Below are 19,929 nucleotides of genomic sequence, written 5' to 3'. Positions count from 1 at the left end.
AATTGTTTAAGTTTCCAAGTTAGGGATATCTCAGATGTCCCTTTTTTTATGCTTTTTTGTTTTATTTTCTTTACCTCAGCAATATTTTTTAATTGTTAATACTTATAAAAGGCTTCGATAAACGAAGCCTTTTTCTATCTTTTTATTATTTACGAACCACACATTTCACAATCTTCTGGACCAGCATTCTTAGCTAGTTCGATCATGGCTCTGTATTCAGCTGCAGTCATTTCTACAGTTTCTGCTACAACCGGAATTGCAATGGGTTGTTCTTTAATAACAATAGGCTCTGCTTTTTTATCGTTGTTTAAGGTAAATTTAATAGCATCAACGGCAGCTTTTGTTCTTAAATAATACATTCCGGTTTTAAGTCCTGATTGCCAAGCGTAAAAGTGCATAGAAGTTAATTTTGCATAATTAGCATTTTGCATGAACAAGTTCAACGATTGCGACTGATCTACAAAATACCCACGCTGGCGAGACATATCAATAATATCTTTCATAGACATTTCCCAAACGGTTTTGTAAAGATCTTTCAAATCTTGAGGAATATCAAGCGCTTGTACCGATCCGTTGTTACGCATCAACTCTTGTTTCAGCGTTTCGTTCCACAAGCCACGCTCTACTAAATCGTGAAGCAAGTGTTTGTTTACCACGATAAACTCACCCGAAAGTACACGTCTGGTATAAATATTTGAAGTGTACGGTTCGAATGCTTCGTTGTTACCCAAGATTTGAGAAGTAGATGCGGTTGGCATTGGCGCTACCAATAAAGAGTTACGAACACCGTGCTCCATAACTTCTTTACGAAGCGAAGCCCAATCCCAACGACCTGATAAATCACCATCGGTTAATCCCCATAAATTGTACTGAAATTCTCCTTGCGAAATAGGTGACCCTGCAAAACTTGAATACGGTCCTTCTTCTTTAGCCATTTCCATTGATGCTGTTACAGCCGCAAAGTACATGGTTTCAAAAATTTCTTGATTCAGTTTTTTAGCTTCGTCACTTGTAAACGGCAAACGCAACATGATAAATGCATCTGCAAGTCCTTGCACACCTAAACCAATTGGACGGTGGCGTTTATTAGAGTTTTCTCCTTCTTTAACCGGATAATAATTCCTGTCAATTACTTTATTTAAGTTGCGCGTTACACGCTTAGTTACCGTATAAAACAAATCGTGATTGAATGCTCCGTTTTCAACAAACATTGGCAATGACAACGAAGCCAAGTTACATACAGCAATTTCGTCTTTTGAAGTAAACTCCATAATCTCGGTACATAAATTCGACGAGCGAATAGTACCCAGATTTTTTTGGTTCGATTTGCGGTTGGCTGCATCTTTGTACAACATGTAAGGCGTTCCAGTCTCAATTTGCGACTCAAGGATTTTTTCCCATAATTCATGCGCTTTGATGGTTTTTCTACCTTTACCAGCCGCTTCGTATGAGGTATACAATTTTTCGAACTCTTCTCCATGCACATCATACAAGCCCGGACATTCGTTAGGACACATAAGCGTCCACAACCCATCTTCTTGCACACGTTTCATGAATAAATCCGAAGTCCACATAGCAAAAAACAAATCTCTTGCACGCATTTCTTCTTTTCCTGTATTCTTTTTCAAGTCTAGGAAGTCAAAGATATCAGCATGCCAAGTTTCTATGTAAATAGCAAAACTTCCTTTACGTTTTCCGCCACCTTGATCTACATAACGAGCTGTATCATTAAACACACGCAACATCGGAACAATTCCGTTTGAAGTTCCGTTTGTTCCACGAATGTACGATCCTGTAGCTCTCACGTTGTGAATTGAAAGTCCAATTCCTCCTGCTGATTGCGAGATTTTAGCTGTTTGTTTCAACGTATCGTAAATCCCATCAATACTGTCATCTTGCATCGCCAATAGGAAACAACTTGACATCTGAGGTTTTGGCGTACCCGCGTTAAATAAGGTAGGCGTAGCATGGGTGAAGAATTTTTTCGACATTAAGTCGTAGGTTTCAATAACCGATTTCAAATCACCTAAGTGAATCCCCACAGATACACGCATCAACATGTGCTGCGGACGCTCTACAATTTTACCGTTTATTTTAAGTAAATACGATCTTTCTAGCGTTTTAAAACCAAAATAATCGTAGTTGAAATCTCTATTGTATATAATGTGCGAATCTAAATACTCCGCATTATCCATAATAACTTTGTGCACTTCCTCAGATAGCAAAGGAGCGTACTGACCGTTTCTAGGGTTCACATAATTGAACATATCATTCATCGTTTCAGAGAATGATTTTTTAGTGTTCTTGTGCAAATTCGAAATTGCAATACGAGCAGCCAATTGTGCATAATCCGGGTGTGCAATGGTCATTGAGGCAGCTGTTTCAGCCGCAAGATTATCTAATTCTGAGGTAGTAACCCCATCATATAGTCCTTCAATAACACGCATCGCCACTTTTACAGCGTCTACTAAATCATTCAAACCATAGCATAGTTTTTTAATTCTATCCGTGATTTTGTCAAACATTACAGGCTCTTTGTGCCCGTCTCTTTTTACTACATACATACGCAAAGTGGTTTTAAAAAACAGAAAATCCCTTCTCTGTTTTAAGTTATTTGTTGATTATTTCGCAGCATGACCACCACAACTTTTGTGGCAGCAACTACTATTTGGTGGGTACTGATTTTGAATAAAGTTCAGTTTCTTTATTTTCGGGAGCTAATCCCGCTGTCATTCCAATCTTTTTAGTCCTGAAAAAAAATCAGGACTAAAAAGGATTTTCCCTTCCATCGGGGCTAGGAAGGTAGTAGGTATATTCAAAACCGATTAAAAATCAGCGTCGAATGTAATTTTTTGTGCTTCTTCATCGGTGTTCATCACACCTGCTTTTTGGTATTCAGCCACTTTTTTCTCGAAGAAGTTCGTTTTTCCTTGCAATGAAATCATGTCCATAAAATCAAAAGGGTTAGCCGTATTGTATTCTCTATCACAACCTAATTCTACTAACAAACGATCTGCAACAAACTCCAAGTACTGTGTCATCAATCCTGCATTCATTCCAATTAAAGATACTGGTAACGACTCAGTGATAAACTCTCTTTCAATATTCAAAGCATCCACAATGATTTCTCTAATTCTTTCTGTAGGTACTTTGTTAATCAAGTGGTGGTTGTGCAAGTGTACCGCAAAATCACAGTGTACACCTTCGTCACGAGAAATCAACTCGTTCGAAAAAGTAAGTCCTGGCATTAAACCACGCTTTTTCAACCAGTAGATAGAACAAAATGCACCTGAGAAAAAGATTCCTTCAACAGCTGCAAAAGCAATCAAGCGCTCCGCAAACGAATCCGATTCAATCCAACGCAAAGCCCAATCTGCTTTTTTCTTGATTGCAGGAAACACATCAAGCGCATTGAACAATTCATCTTTCTCCGCTTCGTCTTTCACGTAAGTATCGATCAATAAAGAGTAAGTTTCGCTGTGAATGTTTTCCATCATGATTTGAAAACCATAGAAAAACTTCGCCTCAGCATATTGTACTTCATTCACAAAATTCTCTGCCAAGTTTTCGTTTACAATTCCATCTGAAGCAGCAAAAAATGCCAAAATGTGTTTTACAAAGTACCGCTCATCATCAGAAAGTTTATTATTCCAGTCATTTAAATCCTGAGACAAATCGATTTCTTCAGCAGTCCAAAAACTAGCTTCCATTTTTTTATACCACTCCCAAATATCATGATGTTTAATCGGAAAAATTACGAAACGATTTTTGTTTTCTTGTAAAATTGGCTCCACTTGTGTCATTGTATGTTGTGTTTATTTTGTGATTTTATCTAAAAAAATTGCTTTCTGCGGAGTACAAAGATTGTGAAATATTGCTTCAATAAAAAGTCAAACTTATTCACAATCGGACCTAGTTTTTAACAAACCACAGAAAAATAACGGGAAATTCATTCAAATTACAAAACACTGAAAATCAGTTTTTTATAATTTTAAAAATAGCGCAAAGCACCGTAAAATATAGGATTTTTGAAAAGAAGAAAAGCAGTTTGTAAGTTACCGCTTCTGGTTGTTTTTGTGTTCTTCTGCCACAGTTTCTAGCTCAGCATACCAGTCTTCGCCAAACTTTCTAACTAAAGCTTCTTTGACAAATTTGTACACTGGCACTTCGAGTTCTTGACCAAGGGAACAAGCCGCGTCACAGATGTCCCATTTGTCATAATTTACCGCTGCAAACTCACTAAAATCTTTCACGCGCACCGGATATAAATGACAAGAAACAGGTTTTTTCCAGTCGATTATTCCTTGATTGTAGGCTTGTTCGATACCACATAATGCGGTCTTGCCGTCAAAAATTACGTAAGCACAATCTTTATTGTCAATTAAAGGAGTTTCTAGTTCCCCATCCGTACCAATTACCCAAGTTCCTTGCGCCTCGATAGCCGCTATGCCTTGCTTGCGCAAAAAAGGCTTCACTTTTGGGTAAATAGCCTCTAAAATTTTGGTTTCTTCCTCACTTAAAGGCGCTCCGGCATCACCGTCTACACAGCAAGCTCCTTTGCAAGCTGATAAGTTGCACACAAATTCTTTTTCGAGTAAGTCCTCTGAGACGATGGTTTTTCCTAGTTGAAACATGCCGCAAAGGTATTCAAACAAATCGAAAAAGCAGCCCACAAAAACAAAAAAAGAAATGTATGAAGATCAAAATCCGAGATTCAAAAAAACTTATTCAAATATATTTTCAAGCATTAAAAAAAAGCCACAACTCCTTTATTGATAACCAAAAATGAATACTTTTGCACCTTAAAACACATCGACATGGGACTAGATTTGAGAGAAATAATAACTGTAAGCATGGTGCTTTTTGCCGTTATTGATATTGTTGGATCTATTCCAATTATTGTGGATTTACGAGCTAAACATGGCATTATCGAATCGGAGAAAGCTTCCATCGTTGCTGGTGTAATCATGATTGTGTTTCTTTTTGCGGGTGAAGAATTACTAAACCTCATCGGTATTGATGTCAACTCATTTGCCGTAGCAGGATCATTTGTATTGTTTTTTTTGGCACTTGAAATGATTTTAGGAATCCGCATTTATCGTGACGAGGAAGCGAGCTCTGCCTCTATCGTTCCTCTTGCGTTTCCGTTAATTGCTGGTGCAGGTACTATGACTACCTTACTTTCATTGCGCTCACAATACAATACGCTCAACATTGTCATTGCTATTATTTTAAATATTATATTGGTTTACGTGGTTCTTAAGTCGTCTTCTAAAATTGAAAAAATGTTGGGCGAAAACGGACTTGGTGTAATCAGAAAGACTTTTGGAGTGGTATTATTAGCTATTGCTGTTAAATTATTCGCTGCTAATGTTAAAGGTCTATTTGCTTAACTATTTTTTTTATAAGTTTACACACTCAAACAATACCAAAATCATTGATAGAGATAGCTATATTGCTATTTATGCTTTAAAAATCAAAATTTTTTATGAAAATCTTCACTAACATACTGGTATTTTTAGCTCTAGCGCTAATCGTCTTTAATGTTACTTTATTAGACTTCAACAATCCTTTTAAAGGAGATAGCGTAGTTGCCTTTATTGGCATTGGAGCTTCATTGTGCGCTGTGCTTATTTTATTAATTTTTAGAGTTTCTAAAAAAATAGAAGAAAAAACAAAAGAAAACTTGTAAGCATGTTTGATGTTTTGATCATTGGCGGTGGTGTTTCAGGCATGTCTTGTGCACTTGTTTTAGGATCTGCAAAACTCAAATCCTTTGCCACTGATAAAAAAATCGGCATTTTTACCCATCAAAAAAGTAGCGCTTTGCAAGAGGCGCTTTTTAATAATGCTTACGGAATTCCCGCAGGAACTCTTGGTGCTACGCTCTTAGAAGGTAGCGTAACCCAACTGCAAAACACCTACCCACACATTACAGCCATTCCAAATGAAAAAGTGCTGCGAATTGAAGGAAAGGCACCGCATTTTATTGTACACACCAACAAAGCAACCTACAGCAGCAAATTGATTGTGGTAGGAATTGGATCAGCCAATACTTTTGCTATTGATGGCTTGATGGAATATGTAATTCCGCACCAAAAATCATTGGAATCCAAGCAACGCATACAGCTAAAAAACAACGATCATCTTGTAACAGAAGGTATTTATGTTGTTGGCACTTTAGCCGGCTGGAGAAGCCAATTGGCTATTGCTGCAGGAAGTGGTGCTGCTGTAGCCACTGATATCCTGACACTCTGGAACGATGGCATACAAACTCATGCACACGATAGCATTCGATAAAATTTTTTATTTTTTAACGGGAAGTACTTTTTTCAACATGGCGTCGTCACGAACAAGCATTTCATAATAGCGCTGCTCGCCAAATAATTGCTTGGCAAATTCAGCGGTGAGGTATTTTTTTACCAAATCTTTACTTTTCGAGAAATCTAAAACCAAACCATTTTTAAACACAAACTCCTCAAACGCTTTTACATAAGCAGTCGTTGATTGTATTTTGGCTTGTAATTTTTCAAAAGTCAATCCTTTTAAGCTTGTTTTCTTATTGTCAAGTTGCTCAAAAACAAAATTACCCACAATACCCGATTGCAGGAAATATGCGGTTTCTTCTTGACCGTGTTCTGCAACAATAGGAACAAATACATCCGGCACAATACCGCCGCCGCCGTAAACAATTTTACCTTTTTTGGTTTTGAATTTAAGCGTATCTGCTACTTTTATACTGTCTTTGGAGTACAACTCACCATTTGCAATGCGCCCTTCCGATTCCTTAAAATAAGCTTCATTCCCTTTCGAATATGGTTTTTGAATGGAACGACCGGTAGGCGTATAATAACGTGCAATTGTCAATCGAACAGCTGAGCCATCTGCAAAATTCATTTCGCGTTGTACCAGTCCCTTTCCAAAAGTTCGTCGCCCAACAATAGTTCCTCTATCGTTATCTTGAATAGCGCCTGCAAGAATTTCACTCGCCGAGGCACTATTTTCATTCACCAAAACAAATACTTTTCCTTTTTCGAAACTGCCTTTTGCCGTAGCATAGGTTTTAGTTGTAGTGCCATTTTTGGCTTTAGTAAACACAATAAGTTGCTCATCAGGCAAAAATTCATCGGCTATGGCAATGGCTTCTTCCATATAACCACCGCCGTTATCACGCACGTCAATAACAAGTGAAGTAACTCCTTTTTTATTGAGCATATTAAGGCCTCTCATGAACTCCTCGTAGGTAGTCTCGGCAAAACGATTGATTTTAATGTAACCCGTTGTTGGATTGAGTAATAAGGCTACATCCACACTTTTGATCGGTATGATATCACGTTTGATTGTAACCTTTAATTTTTTTTGAATGGATTTTCTAAAAATAGTCAACTCGATGCTTGAGCCTACCTCACCTTTCAACTTACTAAACAAGCTGTCTGTGGGCAATTTTCGACCAAAAAGTTTGGTTTTGTCTGCATATAAAATACGATCACCTGGTAACAATCCTGCTTTTGCCGAAGGGCCGTTTTCAACAGGTTTGATAACAGCAACAGAGTCTTTGTACATGTAAAAATTTACTCCAATACCCACAAAATTTCCTTGCATGCTCTCTGCCACCTCTTGTTGTTCTGTTGGTGGCACATAAACAGAATGTGGATCTAACTGCGCCAAGATTTTATCTACTGTAAGATTTACAATCGAATCGGTGTTGATTTCATCTACATATTCGGCATCAATAAAATCAATTAATTTATTGAGTTTGGCTTTAGAATTTGTCTTTGATGTCAATCGATTTGAGCCCGGTAATTGAATCACACTACCCAATAGTACGCCCGCCGCAAGTGTTGCGCCTAAAATAAGTGGTAAATATTTAAAATTAACCTTCATTTATTCTTCAAGAATTGGAATATGCTCTACTTCTACTCCTGCTTTAATCAAAAATTGTATGCCGGAATCATCGCGATACCCATTGTGGTACACCACCCTTTTAATTCCTGATTGATGAATGAGTTTACTGCATTCTTTACAAGGCGAAAGCGTGATGTACAAAGTAGCTCCTTCACAGGATTGTGTAGAACGCGCTACTTTTAAAATTGCATTGGCTTCGGCATGCAAAACATCCCAACGAGTTATACCTTCATCGTCTTCGCAACAATTATCAAAACCGCTCGGAGTACCGTTGTAACCATCCGAAATAATCATTCGGTCACGTACAATAATAGCACCTACCTGCTTGCGTTTGCAATAAGAGAGTAAACTCCACTCTTTTGCTATGCGCAAATAGGCTTTATCGTATTTATTTAATTTTTTTTCGCTCATTTTATCGGTTCCAAATTTCACTTGCAATTATCATCGGAATAACCACACCTATTATAAAAGCAGACATTACTAAAGTCCAATCTCGTTTAGAAAATCTAAAAACAGTTTGCACGATATAAGACAGTACCAAAAGTACAAAAACAACGATCATTTGTGCGGCTTCAATACCAAGGGCAAACTCTGCCAATGGCAACACTTTTGAAGCGGCATCTCCGCCCAAAATAGATTTAAAATAATTCGAAAATCCTAGACCGTGAATAATACCAAAAAACAAGGTTATAAAAACTACCAGATTAATACTTTCTTTTTTGTTGTTTTTTCCGGCGGTAAATAAGTTAAAAAGTGCGGTGATCAGAATCGTTATCGGGATTAAAAACTCCACCACGTTCGCTTTAATAACAATGATTTCAAAAACAGACAGTACTAAAGCCAAAGTATGACCAAGAGTAAACAAGGTGACGAGTAAGACAACTCGTTTCCAATCTTTAAAAGCGTATGGAACAGCAAGGGCCATTAAAAACAAAACGTGATCGTAAGCATTAATGTCTAAAACGTGTTTTAAACCTATTTGAAAGTAGATCCAAAATTCATTCATCAAAATTCATTTAAGGTGGATAAAGGGTTGTAAACATACGATTATTTTTGAAAATTTATCTGCTATAAGGGCAAATATGTATGCTAACACGCACGATTGATTTCCTAAAACATAGTAATTGGCGATTGGCAAAATGTAGCTCAATATCTTAACAATTTTTCACCAGAAAAACGCTTAAAAGTGCAAAATCATATGGTTTGCATTTACTCGAAATAGCTCATAAACGTCCTGAATTTTTTAGCTAATCTTAAATTTACCTTAACCTTACAACTTTACAATTCGGTAAACCTTAGGCAACATTTTAATGATTATTCGACAATATTATCCTAAACAAAGATTTTGATTCATGGTCTAGATTTGCATTCGAACAAACAAAAACACACTATAACCATGAAAAAACAATTATTTAAAAAAATAGCTTTGACATCAGTATTGCTTACTGCTGTTGTTGCTTGTCAAGATGACAACAATGAAGCTCCTGCGGTAAATACTGCTATTAATTTTGCAACAACTTCAAGTGTTCCACCATTGGCTGTAGCCAAAGAAGGATTCGAAAACTTACAAATCACGTCTTTATTGAGTAGCCCTGATGTATTAGCACAATCACCAAGCTTTATTTATGGAGCACAACCTGACGGAGCTGGATTCATGAAAGATCCTGCTGGAGACGGTTACATTATGATTACAAACCACGAAATATTAAAATCAGTTTCAAGAGTATATTTTGACAAAACTTTAAAACCAGTAAAAGGAGATTATATCGTTGACGCAGTAGGCGGAATGACTCGTTTGTGCTCTGCTACACTTGCTGTACCAGCTATTCATGGGTTTGGACCATTGTTTTTAACTGCTGGAGAAAGTGGTGAAGAAAGTATGGTACACGGAATTGATCCGCTTGGGCTAAGCAGCATGAAAAAGAGAACTGACCGTGTTTTGCCAGCTCTGGGAAAAGCAAGTATGGAGAACGCAGTACCATTGACCAAACAAGCTTACCCTGGAAAAACTGTAATCGTAATTGGTGAAGACCAATCGTACTCAACCTCTCACGCTAGTGCAGGACAAGTGATCATGTACATGAGCGAAACTGTTGGAGATTTAAACAACGGGAAATTATACGCTTTAAAAAGAAATGACGGAAACCAAACCGAAATGAGTATGGGCATGGGATCTTCATTTGACGTTTCATTTGTTGAAATTCCGAATGCTAAAAACTTAACAGGTGCAGTAATTAATACTACTGTAAACAACTTGGGAGCCATTCGTTTTTCAAGAGTAGAGGATGTTGATTACCGTAAAGGATCAGCAAAAAACAACCGTGAATTGTATTTTACAGCTACCGGACAAGCTAGCGGTAATGCTCCCGTTGCAGGTTATACCATGTGGGGACGCGTTTACAAACTGATATTAGACGATGCTAATCCGTTAAAAGGAAAATTAGAGTTGGTAATTGAAGGCGACTCAACTCCAGGAACAGGAATTATCAATCCAGATAATATTACAGTAACTGAGAATTATGTGTACACACAAGAGGATGGAGATTCTTACTACTCTGCTGCTCAGCACGATTCTTACATTTGGCAATACAACATTGCAACTAAAGTAAACAAACCTTGGTTGACGATGAACCACAAAAGAACCGACGCTGCTTGGAATACAACCTACAACCAAACGAATGAAATGCGTTTTGGTAGCTGGGAGTACGGTGCCATGGAAGATATCTCAGATATTATTGGAGTACCAAACACCTTTTTAGTGAACATTCACCCACATACTTGGCAAAAAGATGCTTTCTCGAATGCTGACGGAAGCGGTTTAAACACCAATAAAGAAGGCGGTCAAACTATTATCATTAGAAACGTACAGAGATAACACCTTTAAAATCCAAACTACAGCAACCCAAATTCACTTTGGGTTGTTGTAGTTTATTACAACTCGGTTTATTATGAAATCCTTACTAAAAATTCTTCCCTTATTTACTTTACTTTTTTTCTCGTGTCAGAAAGAATACGAAACCTTAGGGCCAAAGGAAGAACTGTTACAGCAAATTGCCCAATTGAATCAGGAAATAGAAGCATTTGAGCAAATGGCACAAAAAAATGCTAGCAATAAAGAACTGCAACAAAGTTTCGAAAAAAGTCGCCTTGCTTACAAAAAGATCGAATGGGCAGTAGAATACTTTACCCCTGAACCAGCACGATTTATCAATGGTCCTGCACTTGATGAACTAGAGGTAGAAGAAAATAAATTTTTGAATCCGAGTGGTTTTCAAGTTATCGAAGAGCTGATTTACCCAACATTTTCAACCAAAGCAAAAGCTACTTTACAGCGAGAAATTGCCGTTTTGAAAGGATTGATCATGCAAGTAAAAGAACATATTTCAGCAATTACTATCAGCCCAGATTATGTTGTTGATGCTGTAAAAATGCAGATGTATCGCATCATCACTCTCGGAATTACGGGGTTCGACTCGCCTATTGCCAACAACTCTATCCCAGAAGCACAAGCTAGTTTGTTAGCCCTACCTTCAGTAATTGAAAAGCTGCATCAAGAACCATCGCAAATTCAAAACAGTTTACTAGAGCGCATCAGTAAAGCTGCCGCTTTTTGCAACAGCGCAAAAGATTTTAATAGTTTTGATCGTGCGCTATTTATTAAAAACTACCTCAACCCAATTTCAAAAAATTTACAAGAGTTTCAGCAGCATCATAAAATTGCAAACGTTGCAAAGACCAATGCTATTTTACAAACAGCTAGCTCGTTATTTGGATCAAAGGTATTCAATGTTGATGCCTTCATTCCGTCACAAGAATACGCATACACTTCCGCGAAAGCGCAACTTGGTAAAGAGTTATTTTATGACACCTCATTTTCAAAAGAAGGAACCCGCAGCTGTGCCTCATGTCACAATCCTGAATTAGCTTTTACTGACGGACTAAAAACCAACTTGTCATTAAGCGGAGGTCAACTACTTAGAAACACACCTACATTGACCTACGCCGGGCTTCAAAATGCGCAATTTTGGGATATGCGTCAAACGGATTTGGAGAAACAAAGTTTGGATGTGATTCAGAACAAAGACGAAATGCATGGTAATATTCGGGATAACATCAAAAACATTACCAGTAATCCGAGTTATCAAAAATTAATTCAAAAAGCATTCCCAAAGAGCAAAAAACTAGAAGAATGGCAACTGCAAAACGCACTTGCAAGTTATGTTCGCTCCTTAAATAAATTCAACTCTAAATTTGATCAACACTTTACAGAACCAGCAACCGCTTTGTCTGCAGAGGAACAATTAGGGTTTAACGTTTTTGCAGGAAAAGGAAAATGTGCTACCTGTCATTTTATTCCGCTGTTTAATGGCACGGTACCGCCTGCTTATAAAAAAACAGAACAAGAAGTTATTGGAACACCGCAGATCAAAAACGGAAAAAAAATAGATCCTGATTTAGGACGTTATGCCCAATACAAAATGCCACAATTATTACATGCTTTTAAAACACCAACATTGCGAAATGTAGCATTGACAGCTCCTTACATGCATAATGGCGTATTCAAATCATTAGAAGAAGTAGTAGTTTTTTATAATGAAGGTGGCGGCGCAGGTACCGGAATTGCGGTTGACAACCAAACCTTGCCCTCAGACAAACTCAATTTAACCGCCAAAGAACAAAAAGCGCTCGTTGCCTTTATGAAAACACTTACGGATAGTAAATAAAACTAATAATTGCTAGATTTTAGTACAAACCAAGCAGCAAATATTGTAGTGCTATTTATCAAACCGTACTCAAAAAGCCAGGTCAAACAAGCTGCTGATTTTAAAAATAGCCTTATCTTTGTTAGATATAAAACCCACAATTATGTCATTTTCAGATTTATTTGATAGCGAATTTAAGCAAAGAAACAAAGGCCATTTTGCTTCTATTGCACGCGTTGCACTTACTGACGGCAAGTTTTCGCCAGAAGAAAGAGAATTTTTAAACAAGTTAGCGGTTCGTCTTGAAATTTCGGCTGCTGAATCAGAAGAAATTCTAGAAAACCCTACGAACTACCCGATTAATCCGCCGTACTTGCACGAGCAACGTTTGGAACGTTTGTATGATTTGGCGCGCATTGTACATGTTGACCAACATTTAGGAGATCAGCAAGAATTAATGCTTCGCAAAATTGGTGTAGGTTTAGGCTTTAATATTGATAACGTAAATTACATCGTACACAAAGCCCTGGTTCTTGTAGATAAGGAAGTTGATTTTGACACCTTCTTCGAAGAAATGCAAAACATGAACAAGTAAGCTTTTATCTAAATAAAAATGCCCCAAAAAGTAGTACACTATTTGGGGCATTTTTTATGTTAAATGGTGGAATTTAATACTTGCTCAGCTTTGCTTTAAGCATAAAATCTTCCGCTTTTTCGACCATGTTGTAGCTTCCGCAGAAAAAAGGAACACGTTGGTGCAATTCTGTTGGATTAATTTCTAAAATTCGGCCAAATCCATCAGAAGCCTTACCGCCTGCTTGTTCTACAATCATTGCCATCGGATTGCACTCGTAAAGCAAACGCAGTTTACCGTTTGGTGCTTTTGAACTGGTAGGATAAATGTAAATGCCACCTTTGATCATATTTCTATGAATATCAGAAACTAAACTTCCGATGTATCTAGAAGTGTAAGGTCTGTCTTCTTCTTCGGTTTGACAGTATTTGATATAATCTTTTACTCCTTGCGGGAAATGAATATAATTCCCCTCATTGATAGAATAAATTTTTCCATCCTGAGCAAAAGTCATATTGGGATGCGACAAATAAAAGGTTCCAATGGCAGGGTTCAAAGTAAAACCGTTTACTCCATGGCCTGTGGTATAAACTAGCATAGTCGATGTACCATAAATTACATATCCTGCTGCTACCTGATTAATTCCAGGCTGTAAAAAATCTTCAATTGTAACAGGAGTTCCAATAGGAGTCACGCGACGGTACACTGAAAAAATAGTTCCAACCGAAACATTCACATCAATATTCGAAGAGCCATCAAGCGGATCCATCAAAACCACATATTTGTTATTATGGCTGTTATCGCTACCTTCTACAGTGATAAAATCATCGTTTTCTTCAGAGGCAATACCGCATACAATTTCGCGGTTAATTAGCGTCTGAATAAAAACCTCATTGGCATAAACATCGAGTTTTTGCTGGTCTTCGCCTTGTATATTTTGCTCACCAGCAGCACCTACAATGTCAACCAATCCTGCTTTGTTTACTTTATAATTGACAACTTTGGCTGCCAATCGAATTGAGTTGATAATTCGGGACAATTCTCCTGATGAATACTGAAAAGCATTTTGATTTTCAATAATAAATTCTCCTAGTGTTTTGTTGCGTTCTTCCATTACGAAATCGTTGTAGTTATTTTGAAGTCACAAATATCGTTTTTTTTGTGAAAATGAATTGAATAATACGCACTTAGTTTAGCTCTATTGTATATTTGCTGTAAAAAGTTCAATTTTGAGTACTCAGAAGCAGCATTTTTTGCGATAATCGAAGTTTATAATTTACTTTATTTCGAACTTGTTCACGCTAAAAAGCAAAGTGACAATTACTCGATTTCAACAAAACTTAATCAATCATGATCATACGACAAGGAACAGCAGCAGACATGGAATCCGTTTTAGGACTCATCAAAGAATTGGCTATTTTTGAAAAAGAACCCGATGCAGTAAAAATTACCGTTGACGATTTAGTGCGAGATGGTTTTGGAGCCAATCCGCTTTTTCATGTTTTTGTAGCCGAAATTACAAACACTACCCATGAAAAAGAAATCGTAGGTATTGCGCTTTGGTACTATCGTTTTTCAACTTGGAAAGGTAAAACCATTCACCTTGAAGATTTGGTAGTTAAAGAAAGTATGCGCGGCACCGGATTAGGTTCTGCATTGTACGCAGCCGTTTTACAACAAGGAAAAAAAGATCAAGTACGACGCGTAGAATGGAATGTATTAGATTGGAATACACCTGCCATTGACTTTTATGAAAAATCAGGTGCTAAAGTATTACGCGATTGGCATGTGGTACAAATGGATGAGCAAGGAATTGCAATTTTTTGTGAAAATAAATAAAATAACAATTGCTATTTAGTTGTTACTACGCAACTAGATGCACAATATGATGATAAAATGAGAGTATTTAAATTTGGAGGTGCCTCTGTTAAAGACGCTGCAGGAATCAAAAACGTGCAGCATGTGTTAAAAACCGTGGGTTATGAAGATGTGTTGCTAGTAGTATCAGCAATGGGAAAAACAACAAATGCGTTAGAATTGGTAATCAAACATTATTTTGATAAATCGGCTGAACTAAATGCGGCAGTGCAAGAAGTAAAAAAGTACCACAACCAAATTCTTTTAGATCTATTCGAAGATGAAAATAATGCAGTATTTACAGCCGTAAGCGAGCAGTTTGCTGATTTGGAATATTTTTTAGCACACAACAAATCTCCTAATTATAATTTTGTGTACGATCAAGTGGTAAGTTATGGCGAATTAATTTCAACTACAATCTTAAGCCACTACATGAACTTTATGGGCATGGCTACACAATGGCTAGATGTACGTAATTTTGTAAAAACAGATGCTAATTACAGAGATGCTGAAGTGGATTGGGAATTAACTCAAGCTAACATTTCAAAAAATGTAAAACGCAAAACACTTAACATCACACAAGGATTTTTGGGATCTGACCCAAACAATTTTACTACTACATTGGGTCGTGAAGGATCTGATTATACTGCGGCTATTTTTGCTTATTGCTTAAATGCTGAAAGTGTAACTATTTGGAAAGACGTTCCGGGAGTTATGAACGCCGATCCGCGTTATTTTGAAAATGCAAGTTTGTTAAATCAAATTTCCTACCGTGAAGCCATCGAGTTAGCCTTTTATGGTGCTACTGTAATTCACCCTAAAACGTTACAACCTTTGCAAAAAAAGGAAATTCCTTTGTATGTAAAATCATTTATCAATCCACTTTTACAAGGGACAAGTGTTTCAAAAGGAGTTGATTTAGAGCCGTACCTTCCATGTTTTATTGTAAAAAGAAACCAGTTATTGATTTCGCTTTCATCTATTGATTTCTCTTTTATCATGGAGGAGAACATCAGCGAAATTTTTGCTCTTTTCCACCAATTTAAAATAAAGGTGAATTTGATTCAAAATTCAGCTATCAGTTTTTCTGTTTGTGTAGAAGATAAATTCAACAACTTTACTGCTTTAAACGCCATTTTATCTAAAAAATTCAAAGTCGATTTTGAAGAAAACGTAACTTTATATACCATCAGACATTTTAATGACAGCGCTGCGCAGACTGTTGAAGCAAACAAGACCGTTTTATTAAAACAAGTGAGCCGCGAAACCATGCAAGTGGTTACTAAAGAAGTTTAAAAACACCTAACATTCATACCAATGGGAATCAAATACTAAAATTTTGAATCCCATTTTTTTTTGAATCTTCCCCAACTACTCACCCATTTCTGGCAAACGAAATATTCAATTAATATATACTACTTTTGATACTTTGGAGTTATCCTTATTTATGTGGAAAAAATTATTTTTTTGGATTGTTTTATGCTGTTGTTCTGGGCTTTGGGCTCAGGAAAAAAGCACGCTCTACCAAACCAAAAGAATAGCTCCTACAAAAGATACCATTCGGCTCGAAAAAAATAGTATCAACTCGAGTTTTTTTAAAGTTTTAGATTCCAAAGGAAAAGCAATTGACAGTACTTTATATCGTATTGATTTTTCAAAAAGCACTTTATTATTACTTTCTGATTATGGCAATCCTAGAGATTCAATCACAGTAGCTTACTTGCAATATCCTGAAGAACTAACCAAAACCTACTATATTTACGATCCGAGTAAAGTAGTCTCAAATGCAGCAGGGAAAGGAAATTTATACAGCATAACCGACACCAACATCAAAAAAAACATTCCCTTTGATGGGTTGAGTACTTCAGGAAGTATAACACGAGGCATCACTATTGGTAACAACCAAAACGCTGTTTTAAACTCGAATCTCGATTTACAAATCACTGGAAAATTATCCGACAAAGTAAGTATTAGAGCCTCACTACAAGACAGTAATATACCACTGCAAGATGGTGGCTACTCGCAGCAACTAGACCAATTTGATTCTGTTTTTATGGAACTTTTTAGCACAAATTGGAGCATACGTGCAGGCGACTTGTTTCTAGAAAATAAAGAAACCCAATTTTTAAACTTTAATAAAAAAGTGCAGGGTATAGCTACTAACTTTAATTGGGAGGGAAAAAACAATAAAAGCAATGTATTTGCAGCAGCAGCAATAGTTAGAGGACAATACGCCAAAAGCGATATCGTAGGTCAGGAAGGAAATCTAGGACCCTATAAATTACGTGGCCAAAATGGTGAGTTGTACGTGCTTATTGTTTCAGGATCGGAGCGCGTGTTTGTAAACGGCAATTTGCTGGAGCGTGGCGAAAACAAAGATTATACGATTGATTACAATGCTGGAGAAATCATCTTTACACCATTGTTTACAATAACCTCTGAAATGCGAATTGCGATTGAATACCAATATACCGACCGGAATTACAGCCGATTTGTAACTTATGCTGGCGGAACACACGAATCTAAAAAGTGGCGATTTGGCGGATATTTATACTCTGAAAGCGATTTAAAAAACCAACCTGTTCAACAAAACCTGTCGCAAGAACAAGTTCAAATTATAAAAAATGCCGGTGATGATACGAGCCAAATGACTGCACCATCGGCTTTTTTGGATACCTACAGCGACAATAAAGTACTCTATAAACAAATTCTTGTGAACGGTATGCTTGTTTACGAATATACCACCGACGTAGATGGCGATTTATATAACGTACGCTTCTCTTTGGTTGGTGCCAATGCTGGAAATTACATTTTATCCAACACTAATACCATCAGTAGAGTTTTCACTTATGTAGCTCCAATTAACGGCATTCCACAAGGAAATTACGAACCAATCATTCAATTAATTGCGCCTAATAAAGTTCAAGTTGCTAGTTTTATAGGCCAATTTCATCCTACTGAAAAAACGAATATTGACGTTGAAATTGGAGTAAGCAACAACGATCAAAATTTATTTTCAACACTAGATGACGACAATAATAAAGGACTAGCAGCCAAAATAAAAAGTAAGCAGCGCTTGTTTTCGAAAGCTTGGAACATGGATGCATTTGTCAATTACCAATTTATTGAAAGTACCTTTAAAACTGTAGAACGATTGAACAACATTGAATTCAATCGCGATTGGAATTTAGAACCTTTAACCACAGGCAATCAAAGTTTGTTGGTCACTGGATTACAGCTACAAAAAAACCAAAATTCAAAATCCACAAGTATAGGAAATGCAAGCTACCAACTAGAAAAATTAGATTTTGCTGGGAATTTCACTGGAAATCGTCATGTAATAAGTGGATTTTTACAAAATAAGAATTGGAATATTCGCCAACAAGGCAGTTACTTGCAAAGCGAGAACAATATTTTAAGTTCATCTTTTTTACGCAATCAATCTCAAGTGCGTTATAGATTCAAAAAAAACTGGATTGGTACCTCGTTACGACTTGAAAACAATAGCGAGCGCAACAAAAACACGCAACAACTTTCAATTTTAAGTCAAAAATTTATTGAATACGGCGGACATATCGGTCGTGGAGACAGTACTAAAGTATTTTTTGAATTAGGATATTTAAAAAGAATCAATGACAGTTTGCAAAACGGAGTAGTGCAGCGCGTCAATCAATCGAACACCTTTGTTTTAAAATCGAGATTAATCCAAACCAAGACTAGTGATTTGAGCGTGGTTGCTAATTACAGAACACTTGACTTTGAAGCCAACAATCGAAAAAGAGAAAGCACTTTGAACTCTCGCATCATCTACTCTGACCGATTTTTTAACTCGCTATTGTTGAGCAACACGGTTTATGAAACTACTTCAGGAAGTATTCCGCGACAAGAATTTACGTATCTCGAAGTAGCCGTTGGGCAAGGTGTGTATACTTGGAACGATTATAACAGCAATGGTATTCAAGAACTACAAGAGTTTGAGGTAGCACCATTTATCGATCAAGCCAAATTTATACGTGTATTTTTACCCAATCGCATTTTTATAAAAACCCACCAAAATAAATTTTCGCAAGCCCTAACTTTCAATCCTACACAATGGCAAAACGAGAAAGGTTTTAAAAAATTCGCTTCTTATTTCTATAATCAAACTGCATTTTTGCTAGATCGAAAAATAAGAAACAACGGCTCTAATTTTGAATGGAACCCGTTCAGTCCTATTTCGGATGAAGTATTAGGTTTGACTTCAAGTTTAAGAAATACGCTTTATTACAACCGCGGCAAGCAAAAAAACTCTGTAACATATACTTATTTGCTTAACAAAACCAAAAGTTTACTGTCTATTGGCTCACAGGAGGCTAATAATGGTTCGCACCAACTACAATACAACCATTTGTACCAAAAAAGTTGGCTTTTAGGCTTTTTTACAAAAACCATTCAAAACAAAGTTAACTCCGAGGATTTTATTGAGAAAAATTTCGATGTTACGGGATATCAATTGGCTCCAAAAATCAGTTATTTGTTTTCAAAAAGTACCAGTTGGGAATTGTTTTATGAGTATCAGAAAAAACAAAACCAAATTGGCAATGGTGAATTACTATCACAAAATCGATTAGGAACTTCGTTCTCGTATGCAGGATCTAAAAAATTTACTTTTAATGGCGAATTATCATTGTATGAAAATAAATTTAATGGTAATGAATTCTCAGCCGTTGGATTTCAAATGCTCGAAGGATTACAAACAGGACAAAACGTTACTTGGCGTGCTTTGTTACAAAAAAGCATTACTTCATTCTTAGACATTAACTTCAATTATCAAGGTCGAAAAAGCGAGCGCAATGCAACTATTCATACTGGTAATGTGCAGCTAAGAGCTTACTTTTAAATAAATGTACA

16 protein-coding genes are annotated in these 19,929 nt (G+C 36.8%); 9 read left to right on the top strand and 7 right to left on the bottom strand.

Going from position 1 to position 19,929, the window contains the following annotated elements:
- Positions 1-149: 149 nt before the first annotated feature.
- From G9Q29_RS02430 to G9Q29_RS02420, 3 genes are all read right to left on the bottom strand, one after another.
- Positions 150-2,564, bottom strand: a complete 2,415-nt coding sequence (locus G9Q29_RS02430) for a ribonucleoside-diphosphate reductase subunit alpha (protein ID WP_166132928.1) — start codon at positions 2,562-2,564, stop codon at positions 150-152.
- A gap of 261 nt (positions 2,565-2,825) precedes the next feature.
- The gene (locus G9Q29_RS02425) at positions 2,826-3,803 is read right to left on the bottom strand and encodes a ribonucleotide-diphosphate reductase subunit beta (protein ID WP_166132926.1); all 978 of its coding nucleotides are present in this window, start codon (positions 3,801-3,803) and stop codon (positions 2,826-2,828) included.
- Between the two features lie 252 nt (positions 3,804-4,055).
- Positions 4,056-4,634, bottom strand: a complete 579-nt coding sequence (locus G9Q29_RS02420; protein ID WP_166132924.1) for a DUF3109 family protein — start codon at positions 4,632-4,634, stop codon at positions 4,056-4,058.
- Positions 4,635-4,817: 183 nt separating this feature from the next.
- Here G9Q29_RS02420 and G9Q29_RS02415 point away from each other — a divergent pair, with 183 nt between their 5' ends.
- From G9Q29_RS02415 to G9Q29_RS02405, 3 genes are all read left to right on the top strand, one after another.
- Positions 4,818-5,393 carry a MarC family protein gene (locus G9Q29_RS02415; protein ID WP_166132922.1) on the top strand — a complete coding sequence of 192 codons (576 nt, stop codon included), beginning with the start codon at positions 4,818-4,820 and terminating at the stop codon, positions 5,391-5,393.
- A gap of 95 nt (positions 5,394-5,488) precedes the next feature.
- Complete coding sequence (locus tag G9Q29_RS02410; RefSeq protein WP_166132920.1) at positions 5,489-5,692, top strand: hypothetical protein; 204 nt, start codon at positions 5,489-5,491, stop codon at positions 5,690-5,692.
- Between the two features lie 2 nt (positions 5,693-5,694).
- Positions 5,695-6,300, top strand: coding sequence for an FAD-dependent oxidoreductase (locus tag G9Q29_RS02405; RefSeq protein WP_166132918.1), 606 nt, complete (start codon positions 5,695-5,697; stop codon positions 6,298-6,300).
- A 6-nt stretch (positions 6,301-6,306) separates the two neighbouring features.
- Here the strand turns inward: G9Q29_RS02405 and G9Q29_RS02400 are convergent, their stop codons facing one another.
- From G9Q29_RS02400 to G9Q29_RS02390, 3 genes are read right to left on the bottom strand one after another with little or no spacing between them, the layout of a single operon-like run.
- Positions 6,307-7,884, bottom strand: coding sequence for a S41 family peptidase (locus tag G9Q29_RS02400; RefSeq protein WP_166132916.1), 1,578 nt, complete (start codon positions 7,882-7,884; stop codon positions 6,307-6,309).
- Positions 7,885-8,316, bottom strand: coding sequence for a deoxycytidylate deaminase (locus tag G9Q29_RS02395; protein WP_166132914.1), 432 nt, complete (start codon positions 8,314-8,316; stop codon positions 7,885-7,887).
- 1 nt (position 8,317) lies between these two features.
- Entirely contained in the window at positions 8,318-8,911 is a 594-nt protein-coding gene (locus G9Q29_RS02390) for a HupE/UreJ family protein (protein ID WP_166132912.1), read from the bottom strand.
- A 390-nt stretch (positions 8,912-9,301) separates the two neighbouring features.
- Between G9Q29_RS02390 and G9Q29_RS02385 the strand changes: the two genes are divergently transcribed.
- The 3 genes from G9Q29_RS02385 (at position 9,302) to G9Q29_RS02375 (ending at position 13,203) form a co-directional block, all read left to right on the top strand.
- Positions 9,302-10,780, top strand: coding sequence for a PhoX family protein (locus G9Q29_RS02385; protein ID WP_166132910.1), 1,479 nt, complete (start codon positions 9,302-9,304; stop codon positions 10,778-10,780).
- 73 nt (positions 10,781-10,853) lie between these two features.
- Positions 10,854-12,629 (top strand): cytochrome-c peroxidase, encoded by a 1,776-nt coding sequence (locus G9Q29_RS02380; protein ID WP_166132908.1) that lies wholly within the window; start codon positions 10,854-10,856, stop codon positions 12,627-12,629.
- A gap of 142 nt (positions 12,630-12,771) precedes the next feature.
- Complete coding sequence (locus G9Q29_RS02375; protein WP_166132906.1) at positions 12,772-13,203, top strand: TerB family tellurite resistance protein; 432 nt, start codon at positions 12,772-12,774, stop codon at positions 13,201-13,203.
- Between the two features lie 73 nt (positions 13,204-13,276).
- On the opposite strand, the gene fbp is transcribed toward G9Q29_RS02375, so the two are convergent.
- The gene (fbp, locus tag G9Q29_RS02370; RefSeq protein WP_166132905.1) at positions 13,277-14,296 is read right to left on the bottom strand and encodes a class 1 fructose-bisphosphatase; all 1,020 of its coding nucleotides are present in this window, start codon (positions 14,294-14,296) and stop codon (positions 13,277-13,279) included.
- Positions 14,297-14,532: 236 nt separating this feature from the next.
- Here fbp and G9Q29_RS02365 point away from each other — a divergent pair, with 236 nt between their 5' ends.
- The 3 genes from G9Q29_RS02365 (at position 14,533) to G9Q29_RS02355 (ending at position 19,918) form a co-directional block, all read left to right on the top strand.
- Entirely contained in the window at positions 14,533-15,021 is a 489-nt protein-coding gene (locus G9Q29_RS02365) for a GNAT family N-acetyltransferase (protein ID WP_166132903.1), read from the top strand.
- Positions 15,022-15,078: 57 nt separating this feature from the next.
- Complete coding sequence (locus tag G9Q29_RS02360) at positions 15,079-16,335, top strand: aspartate kinase (protein WP_166132901.1); 1,257 nt, start codon at positions 15,079-15,081, stop codon at positions 16,333-16,335.
- 151 nt (positions 16,336-16,486) lie between these two features.
- On the top strand, positions 16,487-19,918 hold the full coding sequence (locus tag G9Q29_RS02355; protein WP_166132899.1) for a hypothetical protein: 3,432 nt from the start codon (positions 16,487-16,489) through the stop codon (positions 19,916-19,918).
- Positions 19,919-19,929 lie beyond the last annotated feature (11 nt).

This window comes from Flavobacterium turcicum (assembly GCF_011365745.1).
Taxonomy (GTDB): domain Bacteria; phylum Bacteroidota; class Bacteroidia; order Flavobacteriales; family Flavobacteriaceae; genus Flavobacterium; species Flavobacterium turcicum.
Note: the sequence above shows the minus strand (reverse complement) of the source record. Positions and strands in the feature narration are given on the sequence as shown.